This window comes from Mycobacterium paraffinicum, assembly GCF_025822865.1.
Taxonomy (GTDB): Bacteria; Actinomycetota; Actinomycetes; order Mycobacteriales; family Mycobacteriaceae; genus Mycobacterium; species Mycobacterium paraffinicum.
Window position 1 is genome coordinate 113,378 of sequence record NZ_JACKUR010000025.1, and the last position, 17,135, is coordinate 130,512.

The 17,135-nt window shown below is 61.1% G+C and carries 17 protein-coding genes and 1 pseudogene; 9 read left to right on the forward strand and 9 right to left on the reverse strand.

Features of this window, described 5'->3' with window-relative positions; all coding sequences use genetic code 11:
• Positions 1-75: 75 nt before the first annotated feature.
• From H7J89_RS15020 to H7J89_RS15030, 3 genes are read left to right on the forward strand one after another with little or no spacing between them, the layout of a single operon-like run.
• Positions 76-1,455, forward strand: a complete 1,380-nt coding sequence (locus tag H7J89_RS15020; RefSeq protein WP_264044472.1) for a bifunctional o-acetylhomoserine/o-acetylserine sulfhydrylase — start codon at positions 76-78, stop codon at positions 1,453-1,455.
• A gap of 11 nt (positions 1,456-1,466) precedes the next feature.
• Positions 1,467-2,603: a homoserine O-acetyltransferase MetX gene (gene metX / locus H7J89_RS15025; RefSeq protein ID WP_264044473.1), complete on the forward strand. Its 1,137-nt coding sequence runs from the start codon at positions 1,467-1,469 to the stop codon at positions 2,601-2,603.
• On the forward strand, positions 2,600-3,334 hold the full coding sequence (locus H7J89_RS15030; RefSeq protein WP_264044474.1) for a class I SAM-dependent methyltransferase: 735 nt from the start codon (positions 2,600-2,602) through the stop codon (positions 3,332-3,334). Before metX ends, H7J89_RS15030 begins: the two co-directional genes overlap by 4 nt.
• Here the strand turns inward: H7J89_RS15030 and H7J89_RS15035 are convergent.
• A pseudogene (locus H7J89_RS15035) lies at positions 3,335-3,631 on the reverse strand (HNH endonuclease signature motif containing protein); the annotation flags it as partial.
• Positions 3,632-3,919: 288 nt separating this feature from the next.
• Here H7J89_RS15035 and H7J89_RS15040 point away from each other — a divergent pair.
• Both H7J89_RS15040 and H7J89_RS15045 read left to right on the forward strand, forming a co-directional pair.
• Positions 3,920-4,876 carry a DUF4747 family protein gene (locus H7J89_RS15040; protein WP_264044475.1) on the forward strand — a complete coding sequence of 319 codons (957 nt, stop codon included), beginning with the start codon at positions 3,920-3,922 and terminating at the stop codon, positions 4,874-4,876.
• 97 nt (positions 4,877-4,973) lie between these two features.
• Positions 4,974-5,423, forward strand: coding sequence for a hypothetical protein (locus tag H7J89_RS15045; protein WP_264044476.1), 450 nt, complete (start codon positions 4,974-4,976; stop codon positions 5,421-5,423).
• A gap of 66 nt (positions 5,424-5,489) precedes the next feature.
• Here the strand turns inward: H7J89_RS15045 and H7J89_RS15050 are convergent, their stop codons facing one another.
• Positions 5,490-6,125, reverse strand: coding sequence for a hypothetical protein (locus H7J89_RS15050; protein WP_264044477.1), 636 nt, complete (start codon positions 6,123-6,125; stop codon positions 5,490-5,492).
• The gene (locus tag H7J89_RS15055) at positions 6,119-6,709 is read right to left on the reverse strand and encodes a hypothetical protein (protein WP_264044478.1); all 591 of its coding nucleotides are present in this window, start codon (positions 6,707-6,709) and stop codon (positions 6,119-6,121) included. The genes H7J89_RS15050 and H7J89_RS15055 overlap by 7 nt, the downstream gene beginning before the upstream one ends.
• Before the next feature lie 251 nt (positions 6,710-6,960).
• Between H7J89_RS15055 and H7J89_RS15060 the strand changes: the two genes are divergently transcribed.
• The 3 genes from H7J89_RS15060 to H7J89_RS15070 are packed head-to-tail and all read left to right on the forward strand — an operon-like array spanning position 6,961 to position 10,989.
• Positions 6,961-8,370, forward strand: coding sequence for a hypothetical protein (locus tag H7J89_RS15060; RefSeq protein ID WP_264044479.1), 1,410 nt, complete (start codon positions 6,961-6,963; stop codon positions 8,368-8,370).
• Positions 8,363-10,255: an SNF2-related protein gene (locus H7J89_RS15065; RefSeq protein WP_264044480.1), complete on the forward strand. Its 1,893-nt coding sequence runs from the start codon at positions 8,363-8,365 to the stop codon at positions 10,253-10,255. Before H7J89_RS15060 ends, H7J89_RS15065 begins: the two co-directional genes overlap by 8 nt.
• On the forward strand, positions 10,252-10,989 hold the full coding sequence (locus tag H7J89_RS15070) for a protein NO VEIN domain-containing protein (protein WP_264044481.1): 738 nt from the start codon (positions 10,252-10,254) through the stop codon (positions 10,987-10,989). The genes H7J89_RS15065 and H7J89_RS15070 overlap by 4 nt, the downstream gene beginning before the upstream one ends.
• On the opposite strand, the gene H7J89_RS26050 is transcribed toward H7J89_RS15070, so the two are convergent.
• Entirely contained in the window at positions 10,986-11,720 is a 735-nt protein-coding gene (locus tag H7J89_RS26050; protein ID WP_504928406.1) for a hypothetical protein, read from the reverse strand. The two genes, H7J89_RS15070 and H7J89_RS26050, sit on opposite strands and share 4 nt — an antisense overlap.
• Between H7J89_RS26050 and H7J89_RS15075 the strand changes: the two genes are divergently transcribed.
• Positions 11,682-11,840 carry a hypothetical protein gene (locus tag H7J89_RS15075; RefSeq protein WP_264044482.1) on the forward strand — a complete coding sequence of 53 codons (159 nt, stop codon included), beginning with the start codon at positions 11,682-11,684 and terminating at the stop codon, positions 11,838-11,840. The two genes, H7J89_RS26050 and H7J89_RS15075, sit on opposite strands and share 39 nt — an antisense overlap.
• 1,221 nt (positions 11,841-13,061) lie before the next feature.
• Here H7J89_RS15075 and H7J89_RS25760 read toward each other — a convergent pair.
• The 5 genes from H7J89_RS25760 to H7J89_RS15100 all read right to left on the reverse strand — a co-directional run bounded on the left by H7J89_RS25760 (position 13,062) and on the right by H7J89_RS15100 (position 17,133).
• Positions 13,062-14,024 (reverse strand): GIY-YIG nuclease family protein, encoded by a 963-nt coding sequence (locus H7J89_RS25760; RefSeq protein WP_264044483.1) that lies wholly within the window; start codon positions 14,022-14,024, stop codon positions 13,062-13,064.
• 141 nt (positions 14,025-14,165) lie between these two features.
• Complete coding sequence (locus H7J89_RS15085) at positions 14,166-14,498, reverse strand: hypothetical protein (protein ID WP_264044484.1); 333 nt, start codon at positions 14,496-14,498, stop codon at positions 14,166-14,168.
• On the reverse strand, positions 14,485-14,850 hold the full coding sequence (locus H7J89_RS15090; protein WP_264044485.1) for a hypothetical protein: 366 nt from the start codon (positions 14,848-14,850) through the stop codon (positions 14,485-14,487). The genes H7J89_RS15085 and H7J89_RS15090 overlap by 14 nt, the downstream gene beginning before the upstream one ends.
• Positions 14,851-15,084: 234 nt before the next feature.
• Complete coding sequence (locus H7J89_RS15095; protein WP_264044486.1) at positions 15,085-15,849, reverse strand: hypothetical protein; 765 nt, start codon at positions 15,847-15,849, stop codon at positions 15,085-15,087.
• Positions 15,850-16,107: 258 nt separating this feature from the next.
• Positions 16,108-17,133, reverse strand: a complete 1,026-nt coding sequence (locus tag H7J89_RS15100) for an AAA family ATPase (protein WP_264044487.1) — start codon at positions 17,131-17,133, stop codon at positions 16,108-16,110.
• Positions 17,134-17,135 lie beyond the last annotated feature (2 nt).

Genomic DNA, 17,135 nt, shown 5'->3' on the forward strand with positions numbered 1-17,135 from the left:
GTCGAATCGTGTCGCGCTGCTAACCCGCAACCCCGATACCCGATTCGCCGATCTCGAAGCAGAAAGCAAACTCACGTGAGCCCCGACAACAGCACCACCAGCAACGACGACGCCGACCCGACCGCCCGCTGGTCGTTCGAGACCAAGCAGGTGCACGCCGGTCAGCAACCGGACCCGGCGACCAACGCCCGCGCCCTGCCGATCTACCAGACCACGTCCTACACGTTCGACGACACCACCCACGCCGCCGCGCTGTTCGGGTTGGAAGTTCCGGGCAACATCTACACCCGGATCGGCAACCCGACCACCGACGTCGTCGAGCAACGCATCGCCGCGCTCGAGGGCGGTGTGGCCGCGCTCTTCCTGAGCTCCGGGCAGGCCGCTGAGACCTTCGCCATGCTGAACCTCGCGTGTGCCGGGGATCACATCGTCTCCAGCCCGCGGCTCTACGGCGGCACGTACAACCTGTTCCACTATTCGCTGGCCAAGCTCGGCATCGAGGTCAGCTTCGTCGACGACCCCGACGACCTGGACTCCTGGCAGGCCGCCGTGCGACCGAACACCAAGGCGTTCTTCGGCGAGACCATCTCGAATCCGCAGATCGACGTGCTGGACATCCCCGGGGTGGCCGGCGTCGCCCACGCCAACGGGATACCGCTGATCGTCGACAACACCATCGCCACGCCCTACCTGATCCAGCCGTTCAAGCACGGCGCGGACATCGTGGTGCACTCGGCCACCAAGTACCTCGGCGGGCACGGCTCGGCGATCGCCGGTGTCATCGTCGACGGCGGCACCTTCGACTGGACGCAGGGCCGCTTCCCCGGATTCACCACACCCGACCCGAGCTATCACGGCGTGGTGTTCGCCGAGCTCGGCCCGCCGGCGTATGCGCTGAAGGCGCGTGTGCAACTGCTGCGCGACCTCGGTTCCGCCGCTTCGCCGTTCAACGCCTTTCTGGTGGCCCAGGGCATCGAAACGCTGAGCCTGCGCATGGAGCGCCACGTCGCGAACGCGCAGCGCGTGGCCGAGTACCTGGCCGGCCACGACGGCGTGTTGTCGGTCAACTACGCCGGCCTGCCAAGCTCGCCGTGGCACGAGCGCGCAAAGAAGCTGGCGCCCAAGGGAACCGGCGCGGTGCTGGCGTTCGAGCTGGCCGGCGGCGTCGAGGCCGGCAAGGCGTTCGTGAACGCCCTGAAGCTGCATAGCCACGTCGCGAACATCGGCGATGTGCGTTCGCTGGTGATCCACCCGGCGTCCACCACCCACGCGCAGCTGAGCCCGGCCGAGCAGCTGAGCACCGGGGTCAGCCCGGGACTGGTGCGGCTGGCCGTCGGCATCGAGGGCATCGACGACATCCTGGCCGACCTGGAGCTCGGGTTCGCCGCGGCGCGCAAGTACGGTGCGGACGCGCAGACCTCGGGCGCCGACCCGCAAGCCGTGGCGGCGTTCTAAGGACCCCGGCGATGACGATCTCCGACGTCGGAACCCAGACGCTGCCCGCCGAAGGCGAGATCGGCCTGGTGCACATCGGCTCGCTGACCACCGAGAGCGGCGCGGTGATCGAGGATGTGTGCATCGCGGTTCAGCGCTGGGGTGAGCTGTCGCCGACCCGCGACAACGTGGTGGTCGTGCTGCACGCGCTGACCGGCGACTCGCACATCACCGGCCCCGCCGGACCGGGGCATCCCACCGGCGGCTGGTGGGAAGGGGTGGCCGGGCCTGGCGCGCCGATCGACACGGACCGCTGGTGCGCCGTGGCCACCAACGTGCTGGGCGGTTGCCGCGGTTCGACCGGGCCGAGCTCGCTGGCCCGGGACGGAAAGCCTTGGGGCTCACGGTTTCCGATGATTTCGGTGCGCGACCAGGTGGAGGCCGACATCGCCGCGCTGGCAGCGCTCGGGATCGACGAGGTGGCCGCCGTGGTCGGCGGATCCATGGGCGGCGCACGGGCTTTGGAATGGATGGTCGGTCACCCCAGCCGCGTCCGGGCCGGCCTGCTGCTGGCCGTCGGTGCGCGGGCGACCGCGGACCAGATCGGCACGCAGACCACGCAGATCGCGGCCATCAAGGCCGACCCGAACTGGCAGGGCGGCGACTACCACGGCACCGGCCGCACACCGGACACCGGCCTGACCATCGCCCGCCGCTTCGCCCACCTGACCTACCGCGGGGAAGCCGAGCTCGACACCCGGTTCAGCAACGACAAGCAGGGCGCCGAAGACAGCCGGTATGCCGTGCAGAGCTACCTGGAGCATCAGGGCGACAAACTGCTGACCCGCTTTGACGCGGGCAGCTACGTGACGCTGACCGAGGCGCTCAATAGCCACGACGTCGGCCGCGGCCGCGGCGGGGTGCGCAAGGCCCTAAGCGGTTGCCCGGTGCCGGCCGTCGTCGGCGGCATCACCTCCGACCGGCTCTACCCGCTGCGGCTGCAGGAGGAGCTCGCCGAGCTGCTGCCCGGCTGCAGCGGTCTGCAGGTTGTCGAATCCATCTGCGGGCACGACGGCTTCCTGGTGGAATCCGATGCGGTCGGCGTGCTGATCCGCAAGACGTTGGATTTGGCCGACTCGTCGGACGGCGAAGGCGCGTGTCGGCGGTGACGCGCTCTCGCCACGACCGCTCCCTGTCGTTCGGTTCGGCGGCCGCGGCCTACGAGCGGGGGCGCCCGTCCTATCCCCCGGAGGCCATCGACTGGCTGTTGCCACGCGGCGCGCGCCAGGTGCTGGACCTGGGTGCGGGTACCGGCAAGCTGACCACCCGGCTGGTGGAGCGCGGGCTGGACGTGGTGGCCGTCGACCCGATTCCCGACATGCTGGAAGTGTTGCGCACCTCCCTGCCGGAGACGCGGGCGCTGTTGGGCACCGCGGAGGGAATCCCGTTGCCGGACAACAGCGTCGACGTCGTGCTGGTCGCGCAGGCGTGGCACTGGGTGGATCCCGAGCGCGCCATTCCCGAGATAGCCCGCGTGCTGCGCCCGGGCGGTCGGCTGGGCCTGGTGTGGAACACCCGTGACGAGCGGCTGGGCTGGGTGCGGGAGTTGGGCGACATCATCGGCTCCGACGGCGACCGGGGCCGTTTCGACGTCACGCTGTCCGAGTCGTTCACCGAGCCGGAGCGCCACCAGGTCGAGTGGACGAATTACCTTACGCCGCAAGCCCTGATCGACCTGGTCGCATCACGCAGCTACTGCATCACCTCGCCGACCGAGGTCCGCACCAGGACACTGGAGCAGGTGCGCGAGTTGCTGGCCACCCATCCGGCGCTGGCGAATTCGACTGGCCTGGCGTTGCCCTACGTCACCGTGTGCATCCGGGCGACGCTGTCCGGGTAACTACGGCGCATCGTCATCATCCTCATCCCGTAACAGCTTTTCGGGGTGGTGGAAGGTGTTGGTGCGGGGTCGGCCGTGGTCGAGATGGGGTGGGGGTGGGATCCATTGGGTGTCGTGTTTGGTGTTTTTGCGGGTGGTCCAGCCGCCGGGTTTGAGCATCCGGTGATGCGGTCCGCAGGCGAAGGTGAGGTTGTCGATGTCGGTGCGCAGTGATTTCGCATAGTCGGTGACGTGGTGGACCTCGGAGAGGTAGCCGGGCACGGTGCACCCGGGTGCGGTGCAGCCTCTGTCCTTGGCAGGAATGTTGAGGTAATGCACCCTAGACAACACGCCGGGTCGGCAGGTTCGAATCCCGCCGGGCGCAGACGATCTTTCGCAGGTCAGAGGGATTTTTCGCCCGCCACCCTCCTGTGAATGTGCGATATATACGTGCGATCCGTGCCCGTTGCTACTCGGCACTCGTTTAGCGCTTGGCTACATCGTGGGTACCGACCGGGGGGCCCAGTTCATGGCGCCTCACGGCGTTGCGCCTGATCCTTTGCGCAGCCTTGTATGGTGCTCGAAATGGACCTGAGGAAATAAGCAATGCCAGATTCGAGTCCGGAGGCTGAGACTCCCAAGGCCGACCCAGAAGAAAGACCTTGGTTTGCAAGAAAAAACCTGCTGGTCTGGATCTATCGCGTCAATCGGCGTCCTGCGGGGACTTTGTTCGACGATGCCGAGCCGCTGCCTGACGTCTTGGACCACCTATTTCAAAATCTCAACGCTGCGCCAGAGGTCACCACGGGGAGGGCGCACAAACGCGAGTGGCGCGTAGGCAACGTCGAGAGAAACGAGACAGACCGTAGCCTTCGCGGACGGATCGGATGGTCCCGCTCTGGCGAACAATTGGCCATTGTCTGGGATGCAGGTGCCAGAGCATGGGTGGACACCGTAGTTGCCGACGAAGCCTCTGCTGCTGCCCCGTTTTGGTTCGAGGCAGAGCGACGTTACATCGGCATTTTGAAGCATCCTTCGTTCGAACCACAGGTTCTGAGTTCAGTCCTGGAACAGATGCTCAATATTGCCGAGGCCCGGCGGACGGAGGATTTTCCCACTGTGGCGTGGGCCGTTGATGCGGTGGGTGACACGGCCGGATTTAGATCCTGGCTGGAACGCACCGACGCGGTGACTTCGTTGGAGTTTGTTTTCGAGAGGCCTAACCCGGATGCCGAGGATGAATTCCGAGAGTTGCTTGAACGTATGGACCGGCTGAAATCGCAGAAGATTTCAGACCGCGTTGTGGCGCAGGATCCGGCTGTCGGGATCGACAAAGCCGGATTGCTGCATGACCCAGTGTCACTCGCCTTCATGGCAGCCGCAGGTGCCGCGTTCGGGTATATCGTTGGCAGGGGCAGGCGGGGAAGCCGGAAGGTCAAGTTTGACCAGCGCCGGAACCTCTTGACCGAGTCCGTCGAGGCTGTCGGACCAACGTGGGACAGTGCAGCTGAAGGCGTCCGCGCGGCAGTCGAGCGAGCGCTTGGGAGGTCAAAAAATGGGTGAGTTGCGGCGTCGAGTCGGGTTTCTGGGATCAATGGGACGCCTTCGCCTCACTGACTTCGCGACGGTGGAGCTAGGAGGGTGCCTGGTCGTTGGATCCATGGCAGGCACATACCTGGAAAGGCACACCGGGCTTAATACTCGGATCTCAATCGCTGGCGATGTTCTGTCGCTGACTTCAGCGCTGCTTGGAGTTGTGTTTGCTGCGCTGGCGTTGGTTGTCGCCCTTCTTTCCGAGACCTACTTGCGGATGCTGAACGAGACGCGCGACGGAATTTTGGCCTTCTTGTCGCCGTTTATGCTTGCGCTCGGTATCCAGGTCAGTGCCGTCGTCGGGGCCGTGGCCTATCGCGCGTTCGCGCCCCTTCTAGCGCATGGCTTGGAGATCTGGCTTTTCGGCGCACTTATGGTGTTGTTTCTGATGGGCGTGTTGCAGATCGTTCCATTGGGCCGGTCCGTAATCATGCATGGCCTAGCTCGTGCCCGCCTACGAGAAGTTACAGACATCAGCGCGGAGAGAGAAGCACGGCGATCGGGCTTGACCCGCTAACCGAAGCCAATCGACCCTAAGTCAACAGCACAGGCATATAAGCCGCTGATCTTTGCTGCCAAGATCCTATCGCCAGTTTTCGATGAACTTGATAAGCGCGGCCCGCAACTGTTTGTCGTCTCGTTGGGTGCGCCACTGCGCGAACCAAACTCGCATTCGGGAGTCCCAGAGTTGTTCAAGCCGTTGGAAAGCGGTTGGGGCGAGACGTGAATTCGAGACTAAGAGTGCACCGGTAGACGCATCAGTCAACCCCGCGACAGTCAAAACCATATCGGTCGACACCAGAATTTCAGGACGGCGATAGTGCTTGGCATCAATTAGCACGCGGCGCTTGTCGAATCTGAGTTCAAAATCCGCGGCAGAGTCGAAGTTTAAATCGTAGAAGCGACGCACACGAATTTCAGGATGGAGGCGGCTCAGTGTCGGAATGATGCGATCGAGTGCTGAGTCGACGCTTCGTTCGTAGGCCTGGCTGGCGGCAGCTGTTTCGATCTCATCAATGTCTTCGCGGAGTGATGCTGGTGTCAGGGAGTCAAGCGGCAGCACCACGGTGGGTCCTTCGGGATCGTCCAGCAAGCGTACTTGGGCGCGAGGTCCGAGTCCTGTGCTGTAGACCTCGACAATTTCTCCGTAAGCTTCCTCTAGGCCCCAGGAGACCATAACTCGATCGCCGACGCCCGGTTCGCCGTGCTGATTTACCACGGTCGCATTCCTGTCGTCTGATACAGCCTGTCAGAGACAACCTTATCTGCGTTCCGTGTGACCCCCACACAAGCAGCGCGCCAAGAATTCACCGTTTGAAGCGTAAGCGGATAGCCTTGTCCTGCAAGGGCCGCCAGCGTGGCAGGGTTATTGTGCGCAATCGCGTTGCGCGCTTGATTGAGTCGGCTGAGCTGCAATCGCCAATGCCGGCCCGACGGCACGCGAGCCTCGATTTCGGTCCATAGATCAATACCTAAGCGGTTGAAGTCTGACTGGATACTTTCGGGTTTGGCGTTGACCCTGTCCAGTTGCCGATTTTCCGTGAACCCATTGCGGACCAGTGAGAAGTAGGCAAACCTGCCCCTTGCGACGCGCTGAGCAAGAAAATCTGCACTCTCATCATGCAGCTCACGGAAGTATCCCTGTAGCTCCGAACAAAGAATCACCACCAGCGCCCAATTGATGGCCTGAGTCGTGGTGCGCCGCCCTGGTGCGGGACCACCTACCATCGCGTGAGCGTCGGTGAGCTGTCGGATACGCAAAATGCGCTCCTGAGTCCAGTGCCCTAACGCCGCAGAGCTCACGTGGAAACTGTAACGAGGCCAGGATCGAAAACCTCGTGGCCTGATACCCGCGCCTGCGCGTAGACCATGTCGTGGCGGTCTCCCATGCTGCCACACCCAAGTCGACCTCGCCCACACCGTTTAGCCGACGGCGACGTTCTCGCGCGTGATCGGCGGGCACACCGACATGTCGCGCACTGACATGTCAATCCAGTGCCGTGTCCATGGTGCTCGGTAGAGTCGGCGACGGAAGGAAACGGGAGGGTGATTAGGTGACAGATTCCAGTCGAGAACAGCACATCGCCCAAGCGCTCAGCCAGTACTCCGGCCACCAAGGCACGAAAGACACTTTGCGCGTTCCGCTCCGGGGCGGCATGTTGCTCGAAGTGCTCGAGATCCCGCTCGACCTGCCCGTCCTGAACGCCGACAGCTTCCGAATCGCCCCAGCTCTTGCAGAACATCCGCAAGTTGATCTGGTCAAGGCAGACCCTAACTCTCCCGAGGCCCAGCATATTGTCACGGAGCTCGTCCGTAATGCGCATCGTCAGGCCGACGATTTGAAGGAGAGCCTGGTCGACGGTCAGGATCAGCCCGGAGTAATCACCCGTAAGGGCAAACTCATCAACGCGAACACGCGTTGTGTTCTTCTGCGTGAGCTGCACGCCGAAGGACGCATTACGACATCCACCATACGTGTGGCGGTCCTTCCCAGCGACGTCACTGAGCCCGAGGAGCTTGAGCTCGAGAGCATCCTCCAAAAGCAGCGCGAGCACAAAGACGAGTACAACCTCGTCAGCGAGCTCATGATGCTGAGAAAGCTTCACGAAGGCGCTGGGCTGTCAGATGCTGCGATCGCCAAACGTCTGAGGACGCGTGCGGGCCGCATCGGTGATCTGCGCGAAGTTCTCGACCTCATGGAACGAGCCCGCAGACTGACCGATCCACCACTTCCCCTTTCCGCATTCATAAGTGAGCGCGACCAGAGGCAGAACTGGCTCGAGCTGTTAGGGAACGTGCGAGAGATCGACGCAAGAGATGGCAGGCCAGCCGGAGATCTCGCGATTCAGCGATGGTTGATCGCGTACATACTCGGCTTCAGCTCCGTTCACAAGCTCCGGCATGCCGCAGGGGAATGGATCGAGACAGAAGTTCTGCCGGACCTGGCCGACGGCGACGACATCGCCACGATCATAGCCAGTAACGCAGCGATACCGACTGAACCGCCCGCGCGAAGCGATGCCGAGCAGCCACCGGGCCTCGACATTCTCGGCGATGAACCTGCCCCACCCCCCGATGCTGACGCCGTCGCCGTCCAAAATCTTCTCAACCTATCCGTGGCGGCAATGGAAGCCGGCGACGCGGACCTCGAACTCACAAACGGTGCAGTCGTACCAGCTGCCGACGTCAAAGACGTTCTAATTGGAAGCATCAATCGTGGCCTCGAAGCCCGGAAGCGAAAGTCGTTAGCGGGCAGTAGGTTACAAAGGCCACTATATGGTCTAACCCAAGCTCGAACGGGACTTCGTGAAGCGCTCGAAGGGATCGACGAAGTCGGCGATCGTGCTGAATTTCAGCCCCTCCGTGAGGATGTGCTGATTTTGGTCGATGAGGTTCGCGACCTTCTTGAAGAGGTCTCTGATGCACTTCAGGAAGCCGAGAACGACTCTGGCACCGATGACTGAAGGGCCATTGCTTCACCTCAGCCTAGAAGGAGCGCCCCTCCAAGTTGTCGTGCGTGCCGAAGGCGTCGGGTTGGGCGAGTGGTATCGCATCTCGCTTCTCTTAGCCGGTGAGACTCCTCCGCCGGGCCAGCCGCTTCTTGTTCAACCGGAACGCTTTCTGCGCGAACGAATCGCATTACTTGGCCTCCTTCGAGAAGTAATGGTCGGGCTTCAACCAGACGACGGTATACGGGAACTACTCGCTCGAAGCAGAGACGATCAGCGCGCTCTCACTCTGGCCTTGCGGCGAACACCCGAGCCTTTTGACGAGCCCGGCCATGACCATGACGGTGCACGCCGGTTACGGCGGGAACTGCGCCGTTTCCAGCAACGGGACTTCGAAATCCTTTCCAACCTGAGACACGGCGCAAATTTCTCCGTTCCTGGATCGGGCAAAACGACCGTAGCCTATGTTCTGCACGCGCGCGAACGCGCGGCAGGACGGTGCACACGATTGCTCGTAATAGCTCCACTCTCGGCTTTCGGTGCATGGGAGGAGGATGCGGCTGAAGTCCTTGACCCGCCGCTGACAATCGGACGATTCAGTAATGGCCCCGTTCCAGACACGGACGTAGTCCTGGTGAATTACCACCGGCTTCCCACGGCCCTTCCCGACCTCACTAACATGCTTCTTCAGAACAGAACCCACCTTGTCCTCGATGAGGCGCACCGCGCCAAACGGGGGATGGTGGGTGAATGGGGCAGTGCCGTGCTGTCTCTCGCACCATTTGCGATTAGGCGCGACGTACTGACTGGTACCCCTGCACCGAACCATCCACGTGATCTGGCAACGATTCTCGACATCCTTTGGCCGGGTGGGGTCGCGAGACAAATGCTTCCGCCGGCGGCGTTACGAAACGATCCGCCGCCAAACGCCATGCGAGACATGAACAGAATTATCGCTCCCCTTTATGCTCGAACGACCAAGGTGGAGCTCGGACTTCGCGATCCCATCATCATCATCGACCGCGTTCCGATGACTGAGCTGCAGCAGGATATCTACGACGCCATGTTAAGTCGCTACGCGGGCATGTTGGATCTTGATCGGCGTGATGCAGCAATGTTCGCGCAGATGGGCGAGGTAACGATGTATCTGCTTCAAGCAGCTTCCAGTCCTCGTCTACTAAGCGCCAACGCGGATGCGGCTCGTGCTTACAGGTTTCCTTCGCTTGCCGTGCCAGCAGGCACCAGGTTGGCCAGGCTGATCGACAGTTACGCCGACCACGAGATTCCAGCGAAGATCCAGCGCGCGATGCGTATCGTTCACGCAAACGCACAACGAGGCCGAAAAACATTGGTGTGGTCTAACTTTCCCGGAAATCTACTGGACCTCGAACGAAACCTAGCGGGTTTACGACCTGCCCTGGTCTATGGTGCAGTTCCTAGCGCTGAGGATGCACCCCCCGGTGTCCGCACGAGAGAACGAGAGATCGAGCGCTTTCGCCACGACGACAGCTGCTTAGTCTTGTTGGCCAATCCGGCAGCAATGTCAGAGGGCGTCAGCCTGCACCGCGAATGCCATGACGCCATATACATCGATCGTACGTTCAACGCTGGCCAGTACCTGCAATCTCTCGATCGAATACATCGCTTGGGTCTCGAACCCGACGTAGATACTCGAATTACGTTGCTATGCAGTGAAGGAAGCATCGACGAACGAATCAACAACCGCGTTGCCGATAAGGCGCGGAGATTAGCAACATTGCTCAACGATCAACACTTAGTTGAGATGGCTCTACCCGATGATGAAGAAGTCGGTGAGCCGCTCGACGACACCCTTGATCTAACCGAAGTCTTGGACCACCTCAGTCGGGGACTACCGGATAACCGCGCCGGCGAAGTATGAGCTTTACCGATCATCAGTTGCTCGCCGCGGTCCGAGTTGCCCGAATCATAGATTCCGAGGGCAATACAGCTGATGATGCACGCGAGTCCTACAGACTGATACCGAGTCAAGGGCAGCACCGCAGTGGCGATCTGCTAGTAGGCGAGAGCGTGCTAACAAATGCATCCCTCCTAGAACACACGGACGATGGTCGCATCCGGCCCAGTGCACGTCTGCGAATACTTGCCTCACTCAATGATGCCGATGCTGTCGCCTTCCTGAGACGGATCCTCGCACAGCGGTTCAACAATGCGGACGCCGTTGAGACCGGGCTAAAGGGGGAGCTTGAGATAGTTCGACGATGTAGGGAGGATCTGAAGAGCCTTGGGCGGCATGACCTTTCAGCTCATGTGCAACAAGTGAGTGTCCTTGACGATAGCCTTGGGTACGACGTGCTCGCGCCTATGATCACGGGCAAGGCGCGGCACTTGGAAGTCAAGACCACGCGCTCGAAGCCATCAGCAACGTTCGATTTCTTTCTCAGCCGCAATGAGTTCGATACCGGTCGTCGCGACTCCGAGTGGGCATTGGTCGCTTGCAGAAGGGTCAATGAAAACGACATCGAGGTAGTCGGCTGGTGTCGAGCTCAGTCCCTGTACCCCTACGTTCCTGAAGACAGAAGCGGTCGATGGACGGAGGCACAGCTGCACTTGCCCGCCTCGGTGTTGTTCGATGACATTCCGCCGGCCGTCTAGAGCAATGTTCGAGGAGCAGTCGCCACTTCAGCAGGTATAGGCAGCGTCGCCAGCGCGCGTGGTTCAAGCTTGATTAAACCGTCGCCTTGCTGACGAGCCAGTCGCAGCAATGCGCCTTGCCCGGAGTCGCTTCGTAACCAACGCAGAATACGTCTGCGGACAGAAGGCGGAACTTCTTCATGCCAGCGCCACCCGTACAGGTTGTTGGCGATAGCACACCCCGCCAGGTTCTCAACGACTCTGACAGCACCGCGCGTCATTGGGCCGATGATCACATCCGGTACGACTAAGTCATGACTAAGGTCGTACCAGGCGCTCTTCCTCTGTGCACATAGGAAGCGGCTGTCGAATCCGGCCGCCTCCCCTCTCGACAGATACGAGTCGACTGCACTCCCCTCGGTGCGATGTCTAACGGTCACGTTAAGCAGCCAACGCTTCTCTGATTCTTCCTGCGCCTCGAACGCCTTGTCATCAAGGCGGTCACCAAAAGCGCTAATCCGACGTGCGAGTCGCAAGAGTCGCCTCGCGGGAATCCGGTTCTCAGTTACCTTCGTTCTGTTTAGGATGAAGAACTCGTTTGCGCCAGTGGCCACACCGCGACGCACGACGGAGTAATCCCTCAAAAGGGAATAGTCCGATCGAGCGGCGACAACGGTATCTTCTCGTGACCCGTCCGTGAAAAGCCGACGCCATTGAGTACCAACGAGATCGCCTCGGCGTATCCGCCGCAGTTTGTCGGACCTCCATGTCGCGACGTGAAATGGCTGTTCCTCATGTCGTTCCCTGCCGACAAGAAGCGCAACCGCATCTACCTGCGCGTCAGGAAACCTCCACGAATCGACGAGCCGTAGCTCGATCCCACGAAACCTCAAGCGTGCGAGATAGTCTCGGAGAGGTTGTGCATATTGGGACTCGAGCCACTGCGCGGGCAGCAACAAGCATAGGCCGTCGTCTGGACCAAGGTGACGCAGGGAGATTGCAGTGATCAACGCCGAGAGGCTGGACCGAGCGCCGCACAACCCGTCTGAAACTTCAGCAAGCCGTATGCGATCTTCCATAGGCAAGAGCTGGGCTCGAGTATAGGGAGGATTCCCCAATATCAAGCGTGGTGCGCGAGTCTCCTCACCATGGTGGCTAATCCATGAGACGAAATCATCTCGAATCAGCCGGATGCCGGACTTCCCAGATGAGGACTCCACTATGGGGCTCACGCCAGCCATCCTCAGGCCTAGCAGACCTAGCGTGACCGGGTTGATATCTACGGCGTACACATCGGCCCGCGGCCATTTTTTCGCCGCCAAGGCAGTGAAAACTCCGACACCAGCCCCGACGTCGATTACGCTCGCCGGACTATCCTGCTGACCCCACATGTCAAGCATCAGTTGCACTTCTTGCGAGGGTGTGAAGAAGGTGCCCAGAGGTCGGCGACTCTCTATTGAGACGAGTCGTGCATAAAGATCTGCTAGGACCGCGTCTGGATCATCCACCAGATAGGCCTTGGCCGAAGCGACGATTTTCCTCGGGACGGAAGGCCCGGAATCTATCCAGCTGATCAAGTCGTGAGGCCACGGCCGCAGAGCCCGCGCGGAGGTAAGAGCTCTAACCAGCCCACCAAGCGCTGCCAACCGCCGCCGCTCAACCTCAGAGGCCCCAGGGACAAACTTGCTCTCAATAGGTGGAACGTCCACGTGACGTATCCAGTCGATCACTTCTTCGAGTGCATCGTCCCCAGCGTCACCCGTGCTCATCAAGCATCATCACCGCTGATAGCCGGTTTGATCACGTGCAGTTGTGTGAACCGGGTGCCATGCAACCTCAAACCAGGCTTTCGTAGCATGTCAAAGCCATCGCATGGTTCCAGCGCGTACGCGACGCAGCAGTCAACGATGTACTCCTCCTTATCTCGCTCGTCCATTAAACCTGGCGGTAATCCTCCACCCTGCAATGTACGACCACGATCCGACTCGTTAGTCTCACCGCGCCGTCGGGTCCGAGTGGCAATCGCCAAACTCGCCCGCTAGCCCGACACCAGCGTCGCGACTAGACAGTATGTGTTGAATGCCGAACTAGGACTACTGCGGGGGATTAGCTGGGACAGTATGAGCTGTTGCTTCCGCTTCGCCAGTTGCTTGCACGCTAAGTCCAGACGCCGCACTAAGCTCTCTGGCCTCGATGGCGTTCAGGTCCTGGCCGGCACTATTCTTCCATGACGTACGGCCATTGTTAGTGCCCCCGACGACGAATCCACCTGCCGCAGAGGGGCTACTGAAGAGGTGGTCCTTCAGCAGCACAAGTCGCCCATCTCTGATCTCCCAGATGCCCTGCTCCCTGAGAGCGTCTCGCAGCCGCTCCACCCACGCAGGAGCGGAAGGACGCAGATCTTCGCGGCCCGTCGAACCGGCTAGGACGTACAGACCCTCCGAAGTCTGGTAGCCCGTTGCGTTGCATCCTGCTTCCCGGAAGTACAGCAAGTCCTGATCTTGCCCTTTCTTAGGTTTCCCGCCACTAGCTGGATATCCAGAACTCCGCTGCACTTCTTCGAGGATTGGGGCCCCCAGGGTTGCCATCAGCACTCCAACGGTGTCGAGGAACTCGATACAGTCGGCCTCCAACGGCTTCGGCGTGTATGGGTTAGATGCTTGATTGCCGTTGAGCAGCTCGTAGCGGCCAACGAGAGTGGCCCGGCTGACCGATAGCCATTCAAGGAAAGCCACGTGCGTCGACGTCCACTCATTCGTCAAAGACACCGCGACCATTGCTTTGTTCCAGAAGTCCTTGGACGTGGCGTGCTGTTGCAGGCGGAATCCGACGTTCCCCGACTGTCCGACGTATGCCTGAGGCCTCTCATCTGTCTCGGCTGCCCCGAAAAGGAAATACAAACCAACTTGCTTGGATTCCGGTTCCCTTAAAAACTCGCTCAAAAGCGAGCGCGGAACATCGAAAAGCCGAACCGTGCGTGTAGTTAGGCTTGCGATTCGAATGCCTGCGGGATTGCCGGAAGGTAGATAGATCTGGATCGTTTGCGGACGCGCCACCGCTGATGTTTCCTCCCATGCAAGACGTATCTTGTCGGTCAGGGTTAACCTAACCTTCCCGGTCGGGCCGCACGCCTGGCCGACTGACCTGAACACTATCTAACTAATTTGAGTGCCGGAACGCCCTAAGGGCAGATCGCCCTAGACCGGGATGACCACATCGTCGGCTGACACACGCAGCCAGTCGACCTTGGCGATCCAGGGCCAACGCTCGGTCTGTGTGCCGAACGTCCGCCCCCTCAGCATCCACGCGGGTATCACGACCGGCTCACCGGCCAGCAGATCGGCCAGCATGCCGGAAGGCGGCTGAGCTGCAAGCTGTGTAGTCAACTCCGCCCGCTCAACTGGATCGAGCCCCGGCGACAGATAAAGGCGCGGGTCAGCCTTATCGTGGTGGCGCTGCTCGGCTTGGATCAGGTGCCGGTAGATGCCGGGCACCTTCGCCTCGGCTGAATCCAACTCAGCCCTGGGCACGTTCGCGCTCCCACCTTATGTTGGCCGCCCGGCGGGCCTTGATGGTGGCAATTCCTTCCGGCGCAGGGACATCCGTTTGCACTTGCTTAATCAGCCGGGCCAAAGACGTTTCCAGTAAACGGATCTCGGCGCTCAGCTTGAGCTTGAACTTCGTCTCGACAGTCTGCTTGTAGGCATCCTGCAGGTCGACCTTGCGGTCCACGGTATCAGCGATCAGCCGTAGCAGGGTGCGGTCAGGTGCCGTCCAAACCAGCTTCTTACCAGTGCGTTTCGACGCCGCTGCCAGCTCTTCGTCCAACTCCCGGAGGATATTGCGCGCCTCGGCGCTTTGGGCGGCTGGACTGGTGCTCATGGCCGAATTCTACGCAAACCGTGCGAAAATGCGTGCGGCGCTGGGAACTAGCAGTCCAGGCCGGTGCGCCCTGCGACCGGCGGGGAGGGGTGTTGCCAGGCCCCTATTTGCCGTCAAGCTTGTAGCGGCAGGCTACCGGGTTTGAGTCGCGAAGGCTTTGTGAGGTCGCAGGCATCAGCTCGCCTGCAAATAGGCGGAAGATTCGACTTGACAGTCAACCGCCCGCCGGCGAACTCAGGTGATTTTCGTTGGGTCGACCAGGCATGCTGGCACAGTTCCGCTAATGAAGCCCTTGCGGAGCGTCGTTGCATCGTAGGTAATTACCTGGGCCGCTCTTTCGGCGTCCCGATACTGACGTTGTGCGTCGCCCAGCTCGGGAACAACCTGAGCCACAAGGGGATCAAGCCAATCTGCCGGCTGTCCGCGCGATTCGAGGTATGCGGGCAGCTCTTCCAGAAGGGTTCCCAGCTCAACCCGGTCGGCGTTGGTGATGGCCTGGCGGGCAGCCGTCGACACACCCCCACCCTCAGCACTGTCCAGAACTGCCTTATGGCGGTTCCAACACCGCGTTGCGCGAAGCTCAGAAGCCGTGTCCCCGCAGGGTGACAGAGCTTCCCGAATCCGCTCGACTTCAGCCGCTTTGGCATCGCGGTATTGCTGCATGGTGGTCGCTGCGGCATCGACAGCCTTCGCGGCCGCGCTGTCTTTGAATTCGGCGATGCGCTGGCGCTGTCCCTCGGGCGTGAGCCGGACGCGTTCGAGATGAACCTGGTCTAGGTGCCGCCGAAAGGCTGCAGCAGCGCCTTGGATAACCGAGAACGTGTCTGCCACCGTAGTGTCGGTCGGGTCCGGAATTGCCTGCGATTGCGGTGCAGGCCCCCCGGCAATGGTCATCCGAATCTCCGGTGCCTCCGGTGTCCGGTGGATTATCGGGGCGGCATGGGCATGACCGCTCCCGGATGCGGGCAGTGCCGACCATGCATCGTTGATCGTGCTCATTTTCGGTTCTCACTCCTTCACGTGCAGGCGGGCTCGAAGTGCTGCGACACCCCCGATCATTGACCGGCAATGCCGCTCGGTGCCGGTAGGCCGGAAGCTTTCTTCTAGCAATCATACGCACGAATGATGCTGATTTCCTTGGTGCTTGGCGTGTTTGTTCGTCCGTTACGCCGCGACTGTCCACCCTCTAAAGAGGGGGGGGTGTGGACGGACATGTCCAGCGAGGTTGGACAGTGGTGGACAAAGTGGACATCCGGGTTAGCCGGAAGCATGTTGGGGGAGCTTGTAATGGGTGCGCTTATCGGTGCCGGTGTTCACCAGTTTGCCGGATTTCAACAGCTCATTGAGTGCGCGGTGAAATGTGGCGTTTGCCATGTCGGCGGTATGGCGCAGCTCGGCCTTGCTTGCTCCAGTCTCGCCGAAATGTTGGACATATACGGACAGAAGCTTGTCTGCGCTCCCAGAGTGTCCACCAACGCGGTGGACAGAAATGTAGCCACTGTGACACTCCGGTACGAGTTCCAACTGCAGCTCGTGGCGGTCCAATTGAGGGCCATCCTTGCGCTTCTCGCGGTCCAAGATGATGGCCGCGCCGTCGGCGGTGACTGAGTAAACCGTATCGGCTCCGGCCTCGAAAACCGACGACCCGCGAAATGTTTTCCCGTCCTTGCCGGTGTGGTGGATGCCCAGGATGCAGCCGCGGCCGTCGGGTGTGTGCTCACGGAGCCGCGTCAGGGCGTCGACCACTTCGCCGCAATCCCTCGCAGAGTTCTCGTCGCCGCCGACCATGCACCGCGAGAGGGTGTCGACAACGATGAACCCGTAGCCACCCCAGCGGATCAGCGCCGTCAGCTCGGCCACCTCAGTAGGATGAGTCAGGTTCACCGGGTGCGGCAAGATCTCCATGTCGCCATCGCCCACCTCGATGCGCCAGGCGTACTCCCATGCGTCGACCCGTGCCGCCAGGCCGAACGCACCCTCGGCGGCTACGTAAAGAGATCGGCATTTCTCAGTCTTGCGGCCCTGCCATGGCCGGCCCGTGGCAATCGATGCCGCCCAGTCAATTCCGATGAACGACTTACACGTTCCCCACTGGCCATATAGTAGAGCCACTGTCCCTTGGTCTAAAACGTTGCCTATCAGAGGCTTGGGTTCCGGCAGTTTCCGCAGTGCGGCACGGCTGATGAGATCAGCCGCAAATTTTGGTGCCGTGCTCTCTATGTCGTTCGTATCGGCGTCTTTATCGCCGGCATTCATGCCGCTGACGTTCCTGATCTTGGCCATGG

What these genes read in the sequence shown, in the direction of transcription:
- metX (WP_264044473.1), top strand. Translation starts at nt 1,467, where the DNA reads ATGACGATCTCCGACGTCGGAACCCAGACGCTGCCCGCCGAAGGCGAG.
- H7J89_RS15040 (WP_264044475.1), top strand. Translation starts at nt 3,920, where the DNA reads ATGCCAGATTCGAGTCCGGAGGCTGAGACTCCCAAGGCCGACCCAGAA.
- H7J89_RS15045 (WP_264044476.1), top strand. Translation starts at nt 4,974, where the DNA reads ATGGCAGGCACATACCTGGAAAGGCACACCGGGCTTAATACTCGGATC.
- H7J89_RS15065 (WP_264044480.1), top strand. Translation starts at nt 8,363, where the DNA reads ATGACTGAAGGGCCATTGCTTCACCTCAGCCTAGAAGGAGCGCCCCTC.
- H7J89_RS15070 (WP_264044481.1), top strand. Translation starts at nt 10,252, where the DNA reads ATGAGCTTTACCGATCATCAGTTGCTCGCCGCGGTCCGAGTTGCCCGA.
- H7J89_RS15090 (WP_264044485.1), bottom strand. Translation starts at nt 14,850, where the DNA reads ATGAGCACCAGTCCAGCCGCCCAAAGCGCCGAGGCGCGCAATATCCTC.
- H7J89_RS15095 (WP_264044486.1), bottom strand. Translation starts at nt 15,849, where the DNA reads ATGAGCACGATCAACGATGCATGGTCGGCACTGCCCGCATCCGGGAGC.
- H7J89_RS15100 (WP_264044487.1), bottom strand. Translation starts at nt 17,133, where the DNA reads ATGGCCAAGATCAGGAACGTCAGCGGCATGAATGCCGGCGATAAAGAC.